At 52.1% G+C, this 18,203-nt stretch carries 12 protein-coding genes and 1 tRNA gene; 4 read left to right on the top strand and 9 right to left on the bottom strand.

Annotated features, from left to right (window positions below):
* Nucleotides 1–49: 49 nt before the first annotated feature.
* The 4 genes from rpsU to rpoD all read left to right on the top strand — a co-directional run bounded on the left by rpsU (nt 50) and on the right by rpoD (nt 5,197).
* On the top strand, nt 50–265 hold the full coding sequence (gene rpsU, locus J7438_RS17330; RefSeq protein WP_020582360.1) for a 30S ribosomal protein S21: 216 nt from the start codon (nt 50–52) through the stop codon (nt 263–265).
* A 104-nt stretch (nt 266–369) separates the two neighbouring features.
* Nucleotides 370–819, top strand: a complete 450-nt coding sequence (locus J7438_RS17325; RefSeq protein WP_163370461.1) for a GatB/YqeY domain-containing protein — start codon at nt 370–372, stop codon at nt 817–819.
* A 231-nt stretch (nt 820–1,050) separates the two neighbouring features.
* Nucleotides 1,051–3,051, top strand: coding sequence for a DNA primase (gene dnaG, locus J7438_RS17320; RefSeq protein WP_209277533.1), 2,001 nt, complete (start codon nt 1,051–1,053; stop codon nt 3,049–3,051).
* A gap of 316 nt (nt 3,052–3,367) precedes the next feature.
* Entirely contained in the window at nt 3,368–5,197 is a 1,830-nt protein-coding gene (rpoD, locus tag J7438_RS17315; RefSeq protein ID WP_209277532.1) for an RNA polymerase sigma factor RpoD, read from the top strand.
* Nucleotides 5,198–5,288: 91 nt separating this feature from the next.
* Here the strand turns inward: rpoD and J7438_RS17310 are convergent, their stop codons facing one another.
* The 9 genes from J7438_RS17310 to J7438_RS17270 form a co-directional block, all read right to left on the bottom strand.
* Nucleotides 5,289–7,997, bottom strand: coding sequence for a hypothetical protein (locus J7438_RS17310; RefSeq protein ID WP_209277531.1), 2,709 nt, complete (start codon nt 7,995–7,997; stop codon nt 5,289–5,291).
* 658 nt (nt 7,998–8,655) lie between these two features.
* Nucleotides 8,656–10,779: a polyribonucleotide nucleotidyltransferase gene (pnp, locus tag J7438_RS17305; protein WP_209277557.1), complete on the bottom strand. Its 2,124-nt coding sequence runs from the start codon at nt 10,777–10,779 to the stop codon at nt 8,656–8,658.
* A 331-nt stretch (nt 10,780–11,110) separates the two neighbouring features.
* Nucleotides 11,111–11,380, bottom strand: coding sequence for a 30S ribosomal protein S15 (gene rpsO / locus J7438_RS17300; protein WP_209202824.1), 270 nt, complete (start codon nt 11,378–11,380; stop codon nt 11,111–11,113).
* Between the two features lie 150 nt (nt 11,381–11,530).
* On the bottom strand, nt 11,531–12,607 hold the full coding sequence (truB, locus tag J7438_RS17295; protein WP_209277530.1) for a tRNA pseudouridine(55) synthase TruB: 1,077 nt from the start codon (nt 12,605–12,607) through the stop codon (nt 11,531–11,533).
* Nucleotides 12,608–12,610: 3 nt separating this feature from the next.
* Complete coding sequence (gene rbfA / locus J7438_RS17290; protein ID WP_101746600.1) at nt 12,611–13,009, bottom strand: 30S ribosome-binding factor RbfA; 399 nt, start codon at nt 13,007–13,009, stop codon at nt 12,611–12,613.
* A 153-nt stretch (nt 13,010–13,162) separates the two neighbouring features.
* Complete coding sequence (gene infB / locus J7438_RS17285) at nt 13,163–15,745, bottom strand: translation initiation factor IF-2 (protein ID WP_209202822.1); 2,583 nt, start codon at nt 15,743–15,745, stop codon at nt 13,163–13,165.
* 26 nt (nt 15,746–15,771) lie between these two features.
* On the bottom strand, nt 15,772–17,265 hold the full coding sequence (nusA, locus tag J7438_RS17280; RefSeq protein ID WP_209277529.1) for a transcription termination factor NusA: 1,494 nt from the start codon (nt 17,263–17,265) through the stop codon (nt 15,772–15,774).
* A 253-nt stretch (nt 17,266–17,518) separates the two neighbouring features.
* Nucleotides 17,519–17,977 carry a ribosome maturation factor RimP gene (gene rimP / locus J7438_RS17275; protein WP_209202820.1) on the bottom strand — a complete coding sequence of 153 codons (459 nt, stop codon included), beginning with the start codon at nt 17,975–17,977 and terminating at the stop codon, nt 17,519–17,521.
* Between the two features lie 133 nt (nt 17,978–18,110).
* Nucleotides 18,111–18,187 (bottom strand) — tRNA-Met (locus tag J7438_RS17270).
* Nucleotides 18,188–18,203: the final 16 nt, after the last annotated feature.

Raw genomic sequence — 18,203 nt, 5'->3', positions numbered from 1 at the left:
GGGCGGATTCATGGTCAACATTTGTTATTAAAAGGAAGGTGATCTCTGCATGCCTGCTGTTAAAGTTAAAGAGAATGAACCGTTTGACGTAGCCCTGCGCCGTTTCAAGCGCTCTTGTGAAAAAGCTGGTATCCTGGCTGAAGTTCGTCGTCGTGAGCACTACGAGAAGCCAACTACCGTTCGCAAGCGCAAGGCCGCTGCTGCTGTTAAGCGTCATCTTAAAAAACTGCAGCGCGAGCAGCGTCGTCGTGAGCGTCTGTATTGATCAACTGACCTTAACGTCGGTTGCTTCAATCCTGTGATTTACGCGTTGACTACCATTGAGCTTTGAACCCTCCAACCTTAACATCAGGTAAAAAGGAACGTGTCATGAGTGATTGCATTGTCAGGGATCAACTGACAGAAGCCATGAAGGATGCCATGCGCAATCGCGACAAGCCACGACTGGGTACAATCCGTTTGGCCCTGGCCGAACTGAAGCGAATTGAAGTCGATGAAAAATCATTAGACGATCAACGTGCCCTGGCAGTCCTGGACAAAATGGTAAAGCAGCGTCGCGATGCCATTGAACAGTTCGAGTCTGCCGGGCGCACGGATCTTGCTGAACAGGAAAAGCTGGAACTTGAGGTTCTTGCTGACTTTCTCCCCACCCCGCTATCGGAAACTGAAATCACCGAACTGGTTGACCTCGCCATTAACAGCACCGGTGCCTCCGGCATGGCCGACATGGGCAAGGTGATGGGCATTGTCAAACCACAGGCGCAGGGTCGGGCGGACATGTCATCCATCAGCAAAATTGTTAAGTCGCGCCTGAGTTAGTATTAACCGCTGGTAGATAGCGGCACCTGACTACACCCACGATAGCTGTTGATTCCTGATTGCAAAACCGGCAGCATTTGTTTTGCTCCCAACTCAATCCCAACCTCCAATAAATAGCCAGCAGCTTAGACAAAAGTTTTAACAATATCTTATAAATACCGACATTCGCCCAGGTAAATGATAGAATGAGTCTTCAAATCACATTCTTTCCTTGTTTACGAACACTCCACCATGGCCGGACGGATTCCCCAGTATTTTATTGATGACCTATTGACCCGCATTGATATCGTCGATGTTATCGATCACCGGGTTAAGCTGAAAAAAACCGGTCGCAACTACTCTGCCTGCTGCCCTTTCCATAAAGAAAAGACCCCTTCCTTTACGGTGAGCCCTGACAAGCAGTTCTACTACTGCTTTGGCTGCGGAGCCAGTGGCAACGCCGTTGGCTTTGTTATGGACCACGACCACCTGGACTTTCCTGAAGCGGTTGACACACTGGCAGGACAGCTGGGCCTGGAAGTCCCCAGGGAAGAAAACCCGCACCGGCAACGGGGCCCGGACCACAGCGAACTCTACAATCTGCTGGATCGCGCAGTGGACTTCTATAGCCGCCAGCTGAAACAGCATGAGCAATCCCCAAGGGCATCCCACTACCTGAAAAACCGGGGACTTGATCCGCAGACCTGCCAGCACTTTGCCATCGGCTTTGCACCGCCGGGCTGGGACAACCTGAAAAAAGAGCTGGCTACCTCACCAGAAAAAGAGCAACAGCTGATCACCACCGGCATGCTGGTCAACAATGAAGACCGCAATACGGTGTACGATCGCTTCCGGGAACGCATCATTTTCCCTATCCGGGATAGCCGGGGTCGCTACATTGCGTTTGGTGGCCGTGTTCTGGGCGATGAAAAACCCAAGTATCTGAACTCTCCCGAATCCCCGGTTTTTCACAAAGGCAAAGAGCTTTACGGACTGTTTGAAGCCCGGCAGGCCAACCGCAAGCTGAGCCGCATCCTGGTGGTTGAAGGGTATATGGACGTGGTGGCACTGGCTCAACAGGGAATCACCAACGCGGTGGCAACCCTTGGCACAGCCACCACCCCTGACCATATGCAGCGACTGTTCAAAGTGGTGCCTGAAGTCATTTTCTGCTTCGATGGCGATGATGCCGGCCGACGGGCGGCATGGCGTGCACTGGAGTCGACACTGTCCAACATGCAGGATGGTCGTCAGGCCCGCTTCCTGTTCCTGCCACAGGGCGAAGACCCGGATAGCATGGTTCGCAAGGAAGGCTCCGAAAGCTTTATTGAGCGAATCAAAAGCCAGGCCATCAGCCTGGACAACTTACTGTTCCGGGAACTGGAGTCAGAGCTGGATCTGACCACCATGGATGGTCGTGCCCGTTTGGCCAAACTGGCTCAACCTTATCTTGATAAACTGCCCGAAGGCTTGTTTCGCCAGTTGCTGGTGAAAAAGCTCTCAGACCGGACAGGACTCGACACACACTACCTGGAAGCTCACTTTCAGGAAAGTGCACGCACCAGAGAGTTATCCACAAGCCGGCCAGAGCCGGAAACCCGCAACATAAGCCAGGAAGCACAGGTTCATCATGGTCATTATGAGCCAGCGCCTTTCATCGATGCAGACTACGAAGAAAGACAGTACGCACCAGAAGAACACCCGATCTATAACACTCCTGAGATTTCACGCAGGCCTTCCACCGGCCATCTGGCCAACTCAGCCAGACTGGTGACCTGTGGTTATGCCATACGACAGTTATTATGTAATCCGGAGTTTGCCCGGGAAGTTTCCGAGCCATTTGACCACCTGAAACTGGAAAACGACAGTGACAGTCAATTACTGATCGACCTGTTAACCATCCTGAAAAAAGAGCCGTCACTGACAGCCAGCACGCTTATTGCCCAATGGTACGGCACAGAAAAAGGACAACGCCTGCACGCCCTGGCAGCCCTGGACCACGGCACCACCGCTCACCGGGATGAGTTTCTGGAAACCCTGGCCAGCATTCGCCGGAAAGCAGGATTAAACCATCAGAAGAACCTGTACAAATCACTTATCCAGAGCTTCCAGAACAAAAAGCCGGGACAAATTAACGAAGAACTTCGCCAGCAGTTCCGCCAACATCAGGAAGCGCTCAGAGAGCAGATGACGCAACAGCAGGCAACCGACATAACACCCGGCAAAAACCACGAAAAAAAAGGAGAAAGTTAATCTTTTTTTTGGTAGTGTCAGGCAAACGCAACCGATTCTTCGAATCGATGCATAAAAAAATAACTGCACAACAAAAAATATTAGGTATACTTGAATGTCACTGTGTCCCGTGGAACTGCATTATTGGCCACATTTCTAATTCAAACCCGGTCTGAAAACACCAAGGAAAGGTAACCCGCGTCATGGAATGCATTCCGGTACCTCGTCCAACCAAGTCGGGCCGCTGCCCTGTGGTACTATACCCAGTTTATGAGCTATAATTGCCTGCTTACGTTTTTTTGTCCGGTTCGTCAATATCCGCTGTTAAAGGGTTGATATGTCAGCAAATTCGCAACAACAATCCAGATTAAAAGAGCTTATCGCCCGTGGTAAGGAACAGGGGTACCTGACTTACGCGGAGGTTAATGACCATCTTCCGGAAGATATTTCCGATCCTGATCAGGTGGAAGATATTATCCGCATGATCAATGACATGGGTATCAGCGTCTACGAGACCGCTCCCGACGCCGATACCCTGCTCATGGCTGAAGCCGACACCGATGAAGCTGCCGCCGAAGAAGCAGCCGCAGCGCTTGCCGCCGTCGAACAGGAAGCAGGAAGAACCACTGATCCTGTCCGCATGTACATGCGGGAAATGGGTACCGTAGAGCTGTTAACCCGTGAGGGCGAAATCCAGATTGCCAAACGCATCGAGGAAGGCTGGCGTGAAGTCATGTCGGCACTGGCTCAATTCCCCGGTTCTGCCCAGATTGTCCTCGACGAGTATGACCGCCTTACCGAAGAAGAAGGTCGCCTCACTGACGTTATCAGTGGCTATATAGATCCCGACGATGATACTGAGATCACCAATACCGATGTTAACGATATCGAAATCGACGATTCACTTGATGACGATGACGACGATGGTGATGATGAAGACAGCGAAGAAGAGGGCGATAGCGGACTTGACCCGGAAGAGGCCAGAGAGCGCTTCACCCTTCTGAGAGATGCCCTGGAAAAAGCCACCAGGGCTATTGCCACTCATGGCCGTGATAACAGCCAGGCGGCACTTGAAGAACTGGCCGAGGCTTTCATGCCGCTGAAGCTGGTTCCACGCATCTTCGACATGCTGGTGTTCCGAATCCGCAATGCCGTGGAGCGCATCCGTGATAACGAACGCGCGGTCATGCAGCTGTGTGTTCGCAAATCCAAAATGCCCCGCAAGATCTTCCTTAAGGTATTTCCGGGCAACGAAACCAACCTTGGCTGGATCGATGAACTGGCCGCTGGCAGCGGCGGTTACATAGAAGCTTTGCAGAACTATCGCGAAGAGATTGTTCGTGCCCAGAAAAAGCTGGCCAATATCGAGAAAGAGTTTGATCTTTCCCTGGTCCAGATAAAAGACATCAACCGTAAAATGTCCCTTGGCGAAGCCCGTGCCCGCCGTGCCAAAAAAGAGATGGTTGAGGCCAACCTTCGTCTGGTTATTTCTATTGCCAAGAAATACACCAACCGCGGCCTGCAGTTCCTTGACCTGATTCAGGAAGGCAACATCGGTCTGATGAAGGCGGTGGACAAGTTCGAATATCGCCGTGGTTATAAATTTTCGACCTATGCCACCTGGTGGATTCGCCAGGCGATTACCCGATCGATCGCAGACCAGGCTCGCACCATCCGTATTCCGGTTCACATGATTGAAACCATCAACAAGCTGAACCGGATCTCACGACAGATGTTGCAGGAGATGGGCCGGGAACCCACACCGGACGAACTGGCTGTGCGCATGGATATGCCAGAAGACAAGATTCGTAAGGTACTGAAGATCTCCAAAGAGCCTATCTCCATGGAGACACCCATTGGTGATGATGAAGATTCGCACCTGGGTGACTTTATTGAAGATGCTACCATGCAGTCGCCTATCGACCGGGCAACCGGTGAAGGTCTGAAGGAATCTACCCGTATGGTTCTGGCTGGCCTCACCGCTCGTGAAGCCAAGGTACTGAGAATGCGCTTCGGTATCGATATGAACACCGACCACACACTGGAAGAAGTGGGCAAGCAGTTTGACGTTACCCGTGAGCGTATCCGTCAGATTGAAGCGAAGGCCCTGAGAAAACTGCGCCATCCAACGCGCTCGGATCACCTCCGCAGCTTCCTTGATGAGTAATCATCAACCATAAAAAAAGCACCACACGGTGCTTTTTTTATGGCTTGCATCCAGTGTAACCAAATGCTCAATGAGTTGAATCTACCCGATCTTATGCAGGCTTCATCAGCGTAAGCAGTTCCTCGACAGCCTCCTTCCTCTTGACCTCACACTCATTCACAGGCCGGGTTGTTGATAACCAGTCGTTAACTCTGTGCTCAAAATCGTGGCGGCAAACATGGTGAGTCAATTTCATTTGAAGATTCTCAGTCAGCGCATGAAGACGTTGATATTCTTCCTGAAGCGGGTTAGGTCGGCAACCAGGTTTTCCTTCAGAGTGCAGGGCGATAAACTGTTTGGCTTTATTCAGGATAAGCAGACAGCCTATCAGCAAACCATAAATACGCTCCCCGGTGTTTTGGGGGTTGTGAAACAGAATGGTTTGAGGCAGGTCGAATGCTGCGCCTTTGTGCAATTGCTCTGTCAGCTGATCAAGGTTATCCGTGAGATATTGCAGCGTATCGTTCAACAATCTGGTTTCTTCAGCAAACAACAAACACCATACCGGCCTCTCAACGCCAGGAACGAGAACGGGCAGTCGTGATGCATTTCCGTCGGTTACTCTGGTGTCAACATGAACCTTAAACCCCATTGTCTTTATACCCAGATCACCGTCTTTAAGATGAATACTCCAGGCCTTTGGCAGTTTCATCGCCTGACATCCCGGGACAGGCCAGATGATGACGCTTTGGGGGATGTCTGACTCACTGTCGGTATTCAGTGCCTGCAGCTTGTCAAAAAGGGTTCTGACAGATGCTTCTTTCGTGCAGATAATATCAATATCATCAAATGATGAGTGGAGGTTCTGTAAAAAGCGTGCGTATGAACCGGTAACCAGAATGGGAGGGTCGGTATAAGAATTATTGATTTCCTGAATAATCTCCAGTGTTTTCAGCGTTATTGAATTGAAATAAGTATCCTGACAAGGAAGTGGGCCTCCTTTGTCAAGATTGGCTGAACACCCGTTTCCATCTGTGGAAAACCAGTCAAACCAAACGTTGTCAGTACACTGTTCAGGTGATCCTGGGTGCTCTCTACTGACCGCAAAAGAAGCCTCAGCTTGACTGTCACAGGCTGAGCATTTTTGATGACTATCACTACCACGAACAACGGTATTTTCTCGTTTAAACAGCATATTATCCATTATATTGGCTTCACAGCTGCATTGTTCAAACCAGAAGCCCAGAGCATGGCGCATCTTGCTTCCTTCAGAAAAGCGCTGAAGACACTCCAGAACCTGACTCTTATGAACGTGTCGTCCATTAACCAACTGTCTTGTGATACAGCAATGCGCCAGGAAGAAGAAATGGATACGTGAACTCTGAAACGAGTTTCTCAGTCCTTTGATGGATTGCAATACCTGCTCTGCTGACACTCTCTGATGATCAATTGACAACCCACAGTGCATAGCCATGAATTGCAATTGACATTGCAGTCGTTGTTGCTCGTCGTCTTTATGGGATGCGTTGTTTAAGATTTGCCAAGCCGCTTGAAGTATCTCCTGAGCTGCATTGTTTTCATCATAATGCCTGGGTTGTTTCAGCTTTTGAATCAGATACCCGGCTTGCTTTACAGCATGATCGCCGGGTACTTCATTAAATGCTTCTAACACTTGCCGGTTATCCAGATAGGCACCATTCAATTCTCTTGCCGTTAATGCCAGCTGTACATAAAAAAAAGCCCTTTCCATTAACCAGCCACCGTCTTCATAATCCTTAACCACTGCATCCGCTTCGACCAGCCGACCATTCAACGCCACTCCCCTGAGGCAACATGCCTGTTTGAAGCGCGCCATCCCCAGCCTGCCTTTCGAATTGTCCGGGAAATCCTTAATCACCGTATCCGGTGTAACCGGCTGGCCATTCAACGACAGCCCTCTCAGACAACATTCCTGTTTGAAGCGCGGCAGCTCCAGTGTTGCTTTGGCCTCCTCAAAACCCTTAACCACCTCATCGGGTGTGACCGGCTGCCCCATTAACGGCACGCCGTTCAAGCAACATCGTTCTTTGAAGCGCGCCAAATCCAATGCTGCCTTGGCTGCCTGATAACCCTTAACGACCGCCTCAGGTTTGACCTGCTGGCCTTTCAACAGCAGGCCCTTCAGGCAACATGCCTCTTTGAAGCGCGCCTGTTCCAATGTTGCACTGGCAGCCTGATAACCCTTAAACACCACATCCGGTGAGATCCGCTTGCCATTCAATTGAAAGCCTCTCAGGCAACACTCCGATTTAAAGCGGGCCAGCTCCAGTGTCGCCTTGATTGCCTGATAATCCTTAACCACCGCCTCTGGCGTGACCGGTCGGCCATTCAATGACAACCCCCTCAGGCAACATTCCACTTTAAAGCGCCCTATTCCCAGCTTGCCTTGCGGGCTACACGGGAAAGCCTTAATCACTTCATCCGGTGTGACTTGCTGGCCATTCAACGGTAGCCCCCTAAAGCAACATTCCGCCTTAAAGCGCGCCAACTCAAGTGTTGCACTGACTGCCTGATAAGCCTTAATCACCGCATCGGGAGTGACTCGCTGGCCATTCAATAACAGGCCCCTCAGGCAACATTCCGCTTTAAAGCGCGCCAGTCCCATCTTGCCTTCGGGACTATCCGGAAAATCCTTAACCACTGCATCCGGTCTGACCGGGTTACCATTCAATAGCAGCCCCCTCAGACAACAGAGTTGCTTGAAACGGGCCAGCTCCATTGATGCTTTGGCTGCCTGATATTCTTTTACCACCACATCCGGCGTGACCCGCTGGCCATGCAACAGCCGTCCCCTTATACAACATTGCGATTTGAAGCGCGCTATCGCTAATTTGTACTTATTTAGATTTGGCTTCCGGTTGAATTCCTGAATGACCTGATCCGGGAAAACTTTTTGATTGTTATAAAGAAGGTTCTTTAAGCAAAGCCTCTCAAGGAATAAACCACCCCTGAGAGACGTTGTATCATTTCTATATGCTGTGAGCACATCAGCCGGGGTGATGTGACGTCCTTGCAATAGTTTTTTTTGCCAAAAGGCATCCTCAATATCCTTGGCATCATTCAGCGCTGAAGCTGTATCTTTATGAGTCTGATAGACTCTTTTGCCGTTAAATCTGTTTCTGGAGCTGTCAGGAATACCGCTTGAGCTGACTTTCCGGTCAACTCTAGCTGGTTTTGGATGAGAGTGGGTTGATGATGCCTTCAGAATAAAGCCCTGCACGCCTGGACTATAAATATCGAAGTTTGACCTCAAGAAGATTATTAGGTTCCACCGCCATGTGGGTTAAACACAGTCAGACTAACCTTAATTCGTGAAAAAAGTGACTCTCATTTTTCTTGCGGGTCACAGAATAACTCCATCAGGGAGTAGCAGAAAATTCCAATGCACAACCAGATATTGAGAGAGACTGGCACTGAGGCCAGCCTCTTTGAAACGCTGATTACTCAGCCGCTGCAGCCTGCTGCTCTTTAATACGAGCAACTTCTTTCATGCTCAGCTTAATACGACCACGGTTGTCCAGATCCATCACAACCACTTCAAGCGTCTGTCCCATCTTGACGTAGTCAGCAACGTTCTCAACCCGATGATCAGCAATCTGGGAAATATGCACCAGACCATCCTGACCTGGCAGGATATTAACAAAAGCACCAAACTCAACAATGCGAGTGACCGTACCGTTGTAAATCTTGCCGATTTCCGCTTCAGCAGTGACGCCGTAGACACGATCATAAGCGGCCTGACAGACTTCCCGGGTCTCACCATAAATTTTAACGGTGCCGTCGTCAGCAATATCAACCGATGCACCGGTATCTTCACAGATAGAACGGATAGTGGCACCACCTTTACCAATAACATCACGAATCTTGTCCTGATCAATCTTCAGGGTCATGGTCATTGGTGCGTTTGGCGACAGTTCACTGCGGGAACGGGCGATGACTTTATTCATCTCGGCCAGGATATGCAGACGCGCATGCAGAGCCTGGTCAAGGGCGATATCCATGATCTCTTCAGTGATACCGGCAATCTTGATGTCCATCTGCAGCGCCGTAACACCGTGGGCAGTTCCGGCCACTTTAAAGTCCATATCACCCAGGTGATCTTCATCCCCCAGAATATCGGTCAGGACTGCAAACTGCTCGCCTTCCTTAACCAGACCCATGGCGATACCGGCAACCGGTGCTTTCAGAGGTACACCGGCATCCATCAGCGCCAGGGAAGAGCCACAGACGGAAGCCATGGAGCTGGAACCATTGGATTCGGTAATTTCAGACACCACACGGATGGTATAAGGGAACTCTTCTTCACCGGGCAGTACCGCCTGAATACCACGACGGGCAAGGCGACCATGGCCGATTTCACGGCGTCCCGGAGGCCCCATACGACCAGCCTCACCTACAGAGTAGGGAGGGAAGTTGTAATGCAGCATGAACGGGTCACGGCTTTCACCTTCCAGGGCATCGACAAACTGCGCATCACGGGCTGTACCCAGCGTGGTGGTAACGATAGCCTGAGTTTCACCACGGGTGAACAGGGCAGAACCGTGGGTCTTTTTCAGAACGCCCACTTCTACCGTGATCGGGCGAACGGTTTTGGTATCACGACCATCGATACGTGGCTGACCGTTAATGATGTTGCCACGGACGACGGACTTCTCCAGCTTGCTGAAGTAGGTCTGAACATCATCCGTACTGAACTTGCCTTCGTCTTCGCCAACCAGCTCAGCTTCAGCTTCAGCGCGCAGTTCCGCCAGCTTGTTGCTGCGCTCCTGCTTGATGGTGATGCCATAGGCCTCACGAATTTTCTGCTCAAAGCCAGCAGCAACGGCTTCTTTCACTGCCGTTTTTTCTGGCTCTGGCTGCCAGTCCCAGGTTGACTTGCCGGCTTCTGCCGCAAACTCTTTAATGGCAGCAATAACCGCCTGGTACTCCTGCTGAGCAAACAGAACTGCACCCAGCATTTCATCTTCTGTCAGTTCCTGCGCTTCAGACTCAACCATCAGCACAGCGTCACTGGTACCGGCAACCACCATGTCCAGCTCAGACTTTTTCATCTGCTCGAAAGATGGGTTGAGAATGTAACCGTCGTCTTCAGTGAAACCAACACGGGCAGCACCCACAGGACCGGCAAAGGGAATACCGGAAATAGCCAGGGCCGCAGAAGTGGCAATCATGCCCAGAATGTCAGGATCGTTCTTCTTATCCACCGACATCACTGTGATGATGACCTGAACTTCGTTCATGAACCCTTTCGGGAACAGCGGACGGATAGGACGGTCAATCAGACGGGAAGTCAGCGTCTCTTTTTCGCTGGCCTTGCCTTCACGTTTCAGGAAGCCACCGGGAATTTTACCCGCCGCGTACACCTTTTCCTGGTAGTGAACGGATAACGGGAAAAAGTCCTGACCATCACGGGCACTTTTAGCACCCACTACCGTCGCCAGAACCTGCAGCTCACCCATGGTTGCCAGCACGGCACCGGTGGCCTGACGGGCAATCCGTCCAGTTTCCAGGGTCACGGTGTGCTCACCGAACCGGAAAGTCTTTATCAATGCTTTTGGAGCAATACTCACGTTATTTTCCTTTATTACCAAACGATATCACCCCACCTGCATCCACACTGTCATAGAGATGGATGCAATTCAGAGACCTCTGCATCGAAGTCTCTGAATTGCACCCCATGCAGACAGAGTGCAGGCATGGGTAATTCTTGTCCAAGACTACCAGAGAAAACAGAGCCCGGCAGTCGCAACCAGCAGAGAGTTAATGCCCGGGCTGACAACATTCTCAACCCGCAAATAACAAAACACCGCCAGCCACATGTAGTGCAGCTCGCGGTGCCTTGACTGTGGGAGGTGATATCAAGACACCACCATCCCAAATAACTGTATCAAACGATTAGCGACGCAGACCCAGAAGCTGGATCAGGCTGCGGTAACGTTCAACATCCTTACGCTTCAGGTAGTCCAGCAGGTTACGACGCTGGTTTACCATGCGAATCAGACCACGACGAGAGTGATGATCCTTGTGATTCACCTTGAAGTGTCCCTGCAGACCTTCAATGTTAGCGGTCAGCAGAGCCACCTGAACTTCAGGGGAGCCGGTGTCGCCCTCAGTGCGAGCGAATTTCTTCAGGATTTCAGCTTTCTGTTCAGCAGTCAAAGCCATTGTTCAATCTCCAGATAATATGCAATACAGATAACCGGCATGACCGTGCATATTTACAGCCAGCCATTTAAACAAGCGACGAATTCTATCACTATGTTGTGAACGCGTCCAAAAAAACTACATAAATGGAATCGCATATTTCTGGCTGAATCAGCCTTTGACCAGACGCTTGGGTGCTACCAGGCCATCATCGGTAATTTCGCCGATACCCAGGAACACCACGCCTTCAACACCTTCAGCAACGCCATAGATGCGGACATTGCCGGATGTCGGTGCCTGAGGTACCTGGACCGGATTCCCCTGGGAAACATAATAACTGCTGGTTGCACCCAGTTTGACCTGCGGCCAGTCACTGACAGCACTATCCTGAGGCAACAACAGATCATCAATAACACAATCACCAGCCTTATTGCGGATTTTCGACAACTCCCTCAGGCGCTCTGACTGCGCTTGTTCCAGCTTGTCACGACCCAGCACATCCGCCAGAGCGGACAGCTCGGCAAACTCAATACGCTGGTCGACATCCAGGGCCGACTCACGGGCTTCATCCCGCATGGCCGCCAGCTCATCCAGGGAGTGCGCCTGATGCTCAGTGTAAGGGCCTGCCTTGAGGCGCTTCAGCTCAGCAACATGACCAAGGCAGCCCAGGGCCTCACCAATATCTTCAACCAACGTGCGGATATAGGTTCCCTTGGTACAATCCACCTCGAACACACACTCATCCCCGTCAAAGTCCAGCAGCTCCAGACGATGAACGGTAATGGTGCGCGAAGGGCGCTCAACTTCAATCCCTTCCCGGGCATATTCGTACAACGGCCTGCCGTTGTGCTTAAGCGCAGAGAACATGCTGGGCACCTGCTCAACATCACCCCGGAACTGATGCAGAATGGCCTCCACATCAGAACGGGCGACCGTCACCGGGCGCTCTTCGACAATCTCCCCCTCACGATCACCCGTGGTGGTTCTCACCCCCATTTTCATGGTGGTGCGGTAGGATTTATCAGAATCCAGCAAATACTGGGAAAACTTGGTGGCCTCCCCCAGACAGATGGGTAAAACGCCCGTCGCCAGCGGATCAAGACTGCCGGTATGGCCCGCCTTGGCGGCATTAAACAGCCGTTTCACTCGCTGGAGCACCTCGTTGGAAGAAGCGCCATACACTTTATCAACCACAATAATGCCGTCCACCGGACGGCCACGATTAGCGCGTCGACCTCTTCTGGCCATGACTTACTCCTCGGTACCTTCTTCTGAGCCTTTATCCGCTTTAGCGTCTTTGGCAACCGCCTGATCGATCAGCGAGGACAGGTAAGCCCCGCGCCGCAGACTGTTGTCATAGTAAAAGCGGAGCCGCGGGGTAAACCTCAGCTTGATGGCCCTGGCCAGCTGAGAACGCAGGAACCCCGCCGCCTGACTCAATATCTCCAGGGATTGATCAATTTTTTCCTGGTCATCCACCCCAAGAAAAGAGACATAAACATCCGCAAAGGCGAGATCCCGGCTCACTTCGACCACACTGACCGTGACCATGCCAAGACGAGGATCTTTCATTTCCAGCTGAATCAGCTGAGCCAGTTCTTTCTGAATCTGGTCGGCTACTCGCTGGGTACGACTGTACTCTTTAGCCATTGAATACTCACTCCGTAAACCACAATACCCAAAAGGCACAAAAGGCACAGAGACACAAAGCAATCCTTCCCTTTGTGACTTTGTGCCTTTGTGGTTAAAAAAGCCTGCAGAGGAAACCGCAGGCTTTGGCGTCTATTTCACACGCATAACGAATTAAAGCGTACGCTGTACTTCAATCGTCTTGTAAACCTCGATCTTGTCACCAGGCTTAACGTCGTTGTAGCTCTTAACGGCGATACCACACTCCATACCGTTACGCACTTCGTTGACATCATCCTTGTAACGACGCAGAGACTCCAGCTCACCTTCGTAGATCACCACGTTATCACGCAGCACGCGGATACGGTCGTTGCGGTACACGGTACCTTCAATAACCATACAGCCAGCTACAGCGCCAAACTTCGGTGAACGGAATACTTCACGAACTTCGGCGGTACCCACGATCTGTTCACGGGTATCGGAGCCCAGCATACCGGTCAGCGCTTTCTTAACGTCATCAATGATGTCGTAGATAACGCTGTAGTAACGCAGATCCAGCTCTTCGGTCTCTACCACTTTACGGGCAGAAGCATCGGCACGAACGTTAAAGCCGACGATAACCGCGTTGGAAGCCAGGGCCAGGTTGGCGTCGGTTTCGGTAATACCACCAACACCGCCAGAGATTACCCTTACTTCGACCTCATCGTTACCCTGCTCTTCCAGAGAAGCGGTCAGCGCCTCCAGGGAGCCTCGTACATCCGCCTTGAGGACGATGTTGAGCGTCTTCTTATCTTCAGTACCCATTCTGGAGAACATATTCTCCAGCTTGGAAGCCTGCTGACGAGCCAGCTTGACTTCACGGAACTTACCCTGACGGAACAGGGCGATTTCGCGGGCTTTACGCTCATCGCGAACCACCAGCATTTCGTCACCAGCATCCGGCGTACCATCCAGACCCAGAATCTCTACCGGGATAGAAGGACCCGCTTCTTTGATGGGCTGACCGTTCTCATCCAGCATCGCACGTACGCGACCGTACTGCTGTCCTACCAGGATATTATCACCCTGATTCAGCTTACCGCCCTGAACCAGAACGGTGGCCACAGGACCACGACCTTTATCCAGTCGGGACTCAACAACGACACCACGGGCAGGCCCTTCATCCGGAGCGGTCAGCTCAAGTACTTCGGCCTGAAGAATAACCGCTTCCAGCAGATCTTCAACACCTTCACCGGTCAGGGCAGATACTGGCATAAACTGCGTATCGCCACCCCACTCCTCAGGAATAACATCACGGGCAGACAGCTCGTTTTTCACCCGATCCGGATCCGCTTCCGGCTTATCCATCTTGTTCACGGCCACCACGATAGGTACGCCAGCCGCTTTCGCGTGTTGCACCGCTTCTTCGGTCTGCGGCATGACACCGTCGTCTGCTGCAACAACCAGAATAACGATATCCGTCGCCTTGGCACCACGGGCACGCATGGCGGTAAACGCCGCGTGTCCGGGCGTATCCAGGAAGGACACCATGCCACGATCCGTTTCTACGTGGTAGGCACCAATGTGCTGGGTAATACCACCGGCTTCGCCAGCCTGAACGCGACTCTTACGAATGTAGTCCAGCAGCGAGGTCTTACCGTGGTCAACGTGACCCATGACGGTCACGACCGGCGCACGGGGCTTGGCTTCGTAAGCAACATCTTCCAGCTGATCATCCACCAGGGTATCTTCGATGGCGTCCGCCTTGGTCAGCTTGTATTTGTGGCCCATTTCTTCAACCACGATACTGGCAGTATCCTGATCGATAACCTGGTTGATGGTTACCATGGAGCCCATTTTGAACATGGCCTTGATAACGTCCGCCGCTTTGATGGCCATCTTGCTGGCCAGCTCTGCAACCGTGATGGTTTCCGGGATGGAAACTTCACGAACAACCGGCGCTGTTGGCTTGGTAAAGCCGTGAGCGGCCATGGACTCAGGTGCCATGGTACGAGCAAATTTGCGACTGCCGCCACGGCGATCATCACGCTCGTTGCGACCACCTTTACCACGGCGCGGCAGATCGTCATTGTCATTACGACGATCCTTACCCTTGCTGCCACGCTTGTTGCGGGACTTGCGGTCATCTGCCGGCGGCGGTGCATCACCGAAAGAAGGTGCTGCCGAAGGTGCCGGAGCGCCACCGGTGCGCTGACCACGATCACCACCCGGACGTGGGCCACGGTCACCACCAGAACGCTCACCGCCCTGACGAGCACCGCGTTCACCGGAACGGGAGCCACGGTCATCACCGCTGCGCGCGCCGCGCTCATCTTTCTGGCCACGATCATCCCGGCGTGGGCCGCGATCATCTTTACGCTGACCACGGTCATCCCGACGCTGGCCACGCTCTTCCTGCTTTTCGGGACGAGCCGCCGCTTCATCAGCTTTTGGTGTTTCTTCAGCGGCTTCGCGCTTGACGTAAGTGCGCTTTTTACGCACTTCCACGTTAACGACTTTGTTTTTGCCTGAACTGCCACCAGACACTTTCATGCGGCTGACCGTCTTACGCTTCAGCGTAATCCTGGTCGGTTCAGAACCGGTACCGGCATCACCATGAGTTCGCTTCAGGTGGGCCAGCAGCTGCTGTTTTTCTGCATCGGACACAGACTCTTTGGCGCTGCTTTTGGTGAGACCAGCGTCTTTCATCTGCTGCAACAACCGCTCCACTGGAGCGCCGACCACTGCTGCGAGTTGCTCTACGGTTACATCTGCCATTCACACTTCTCCTCTCAGTGGCCCGCTCAGTTACCCGCTTCTTCAAACCACGGTTTCCGCGCCGTCATGATCAGCTCACCAGCCCGATCTTCATCCATTCCGTCAATATCCAGAAGGTCATCGATCGATTGTTCAGCCAGGTCTTCCATCGTAACGACACCGCGACTGGCCAGCTCATAGGCCAGTGGCTGCTCCATACCTTCCATATTCAGAAGGTCATCAGCAGGCTGGGTACCATCGAGCTTTTCTTCCTGGGCAATGGCCTGAGTCAATAACTGATCCTTGGCCCTTGAGCGCAACTGTTCAACGATATCTTCATCAAAGCCTTCAATGGCCAACATCTCCTCAAGGGGGACGTATGCAATCTCTTCCATGGAGGTAAAACCTTCTGCCACCAGCAGTTCCGCCAGATCATCATCAACATCCAGTCTTTCCCTGAAGGCCTGAACCACGCGACCGGCTTCCTGCTGCTGTTTGGCGACGGCATCCTCTTCGGTCATGACATTCAGGATCCAGCCCGTCAGTTCACTGGCAAGGCGGACATTCTGGCCACCACGGCCAATAGCCTGAGCCAGATTATCTTCACTGACCGCAATATCCATCGTGCCTTTGTCTTCATCGACAACGATTGAAGCCACTTCGGCCGGCTGCATGGCATTAATCACGTACTGCACCGGGTTGTCATCGTAAAGCACGATATCAACACGCTCATTGCCCAGTTCACCGGAGACCGCCTGAACACGGGCACCACGCATACCAACACAGGCACCGACCGGATCAATCCGGCCATCATTGGTTTTCACGGCAATCTTGGCCCGTGAACCCGGATCTCTGGCAGCACCTTTAATCTCAATCACTTCTTCTGAAATTTCAGGAACTTCAATACGGAACAGCTCAACCAGCATCGCTGGCGCTGTTCTTGACAGCATCAACTGAGGACCACGCCCCTCGGTGGACACTTCATGGAGCAGGGCCCGAACATGGGCACTCATTCTGAAGTTCTCGCGGGGCAATACCTGATCTTTCTTTAAAACCGCCTCAGCGTTATTGCCAAGATCAACAATAATGCTGTCACGGGTTGTCTTCTTGACGGTACCGGAAATCAGGGTGCCCATTTTGTCACGGTACTGCTCAACCATCTGCAGGCGCTCGGCTTCACGCACCTTCTGGACAATCACCTGCTTGGCTGTCTGAGCGGCAATACGGCCAAAGCCTACCGACTCAACCGGTTCTTCCCAGATACCACCAATTTCAAGAGACTCGTCGTGCTCCTTGCCTTCATCCAGAGTCAGATGCATGCCGGGAAACTCAAAATCCTCGTCAGCGACCACAGTCCAGCGACGGAATGTATCGTATTCCCCATTAGCCCGGTTGATCGCTACCCGGATATCCACTTCGGTTTCGTACCGTTTTTTGGTCGCTGTCGCCAGAGCGGTTTCCAACGCCTCAAAGATGACCTCGGGCGGTACTCCCTTCTCATTGGATACGGACTCTACGACCAACAGAATCTCTTTACTCATGCTCTGCCTCGCCTATGCTGAACCAGTCCATGCCTATGGAGCCTGCCGGACTCACTTCTGACCTGCGGCGAAAAGCCTGATCTGGTCACTATCCATGCCGCTTTTCGTCAAATAGCCCTGCTATTCTCCTCAAATCAGCATGAAAAATTTCTCAAATCAGGCTTTTCTCGCTACGGTCGGCCAAGTCCGACAGGCTCCTGCCAACACATCCCTGGCTGCTAAACCGGGATATCCGCCCGGCCTGAAGGATAATTCAGTCGAACTGTGGTATCACCTGCGCCTTATCGATGCTTTCGATTGGCAACAGAAGCTCATGGCCATCGGCCTCTATAACGACATCCTGATCTTCAATTCCCTTGATGATGCCCCGATACTTTCTGCGCCCTTCAAAAGGCACCCTCAGGCGTATACTGACCGTATGGCCAGTCATCATCTCGTACTGCTCAAGCCGGAACAGCGGCCTGTCTAATCCCGGAGAAGATACTTCCAGGGTATATTCGTCCGCAATTGGGTCTTCTACATCCATAACGGCGCTCACCTGACGGCTGACCTTTTCGCAATCTTCCAGGGTGATGCCATCTTCTGCGTCGATATAGACCCGAAGCACTGAATTCCGCCCACGGGAAACAAACTCAATACCCCAGAGACGGTAATCAAGCGACTCCACGATCGGCTCGATAAGTGTCTCCAGCTGCGACTGCTTACCTGCCACGACTGAATACCTGCCAAAAAAACAAAAAAAGGGCTATAAAGCCCCATATATTCGCACAATGACCAGAACGGCCATCACACATCAATTACTCGCTACCTAATAAAAAACCCCACAAAGGGGGTTTTCCAGGATTTGGTAGCGGGGGCTGGATTCGAACCAACGACCTTCGGGTTATGAGCCCGACGAGCTACCAGGCTGCTCCACCCCGCATCAAATTGTTGATCAG

Source organism: Thalassotalea sp. G20_0, from assembly GCF_017744175.1.
Lineage (GTDB): Bacteria > Pseudomonadota > Gammaproteobacteria > Pseudomonadales > Endozoicomonadaceae > Endozoicomonas.
The sequence above is the reverse complement of the archived record's forward strand: the minus strand, read 5'-3'. Positions and strand labels throughout refer to the sequence as shown.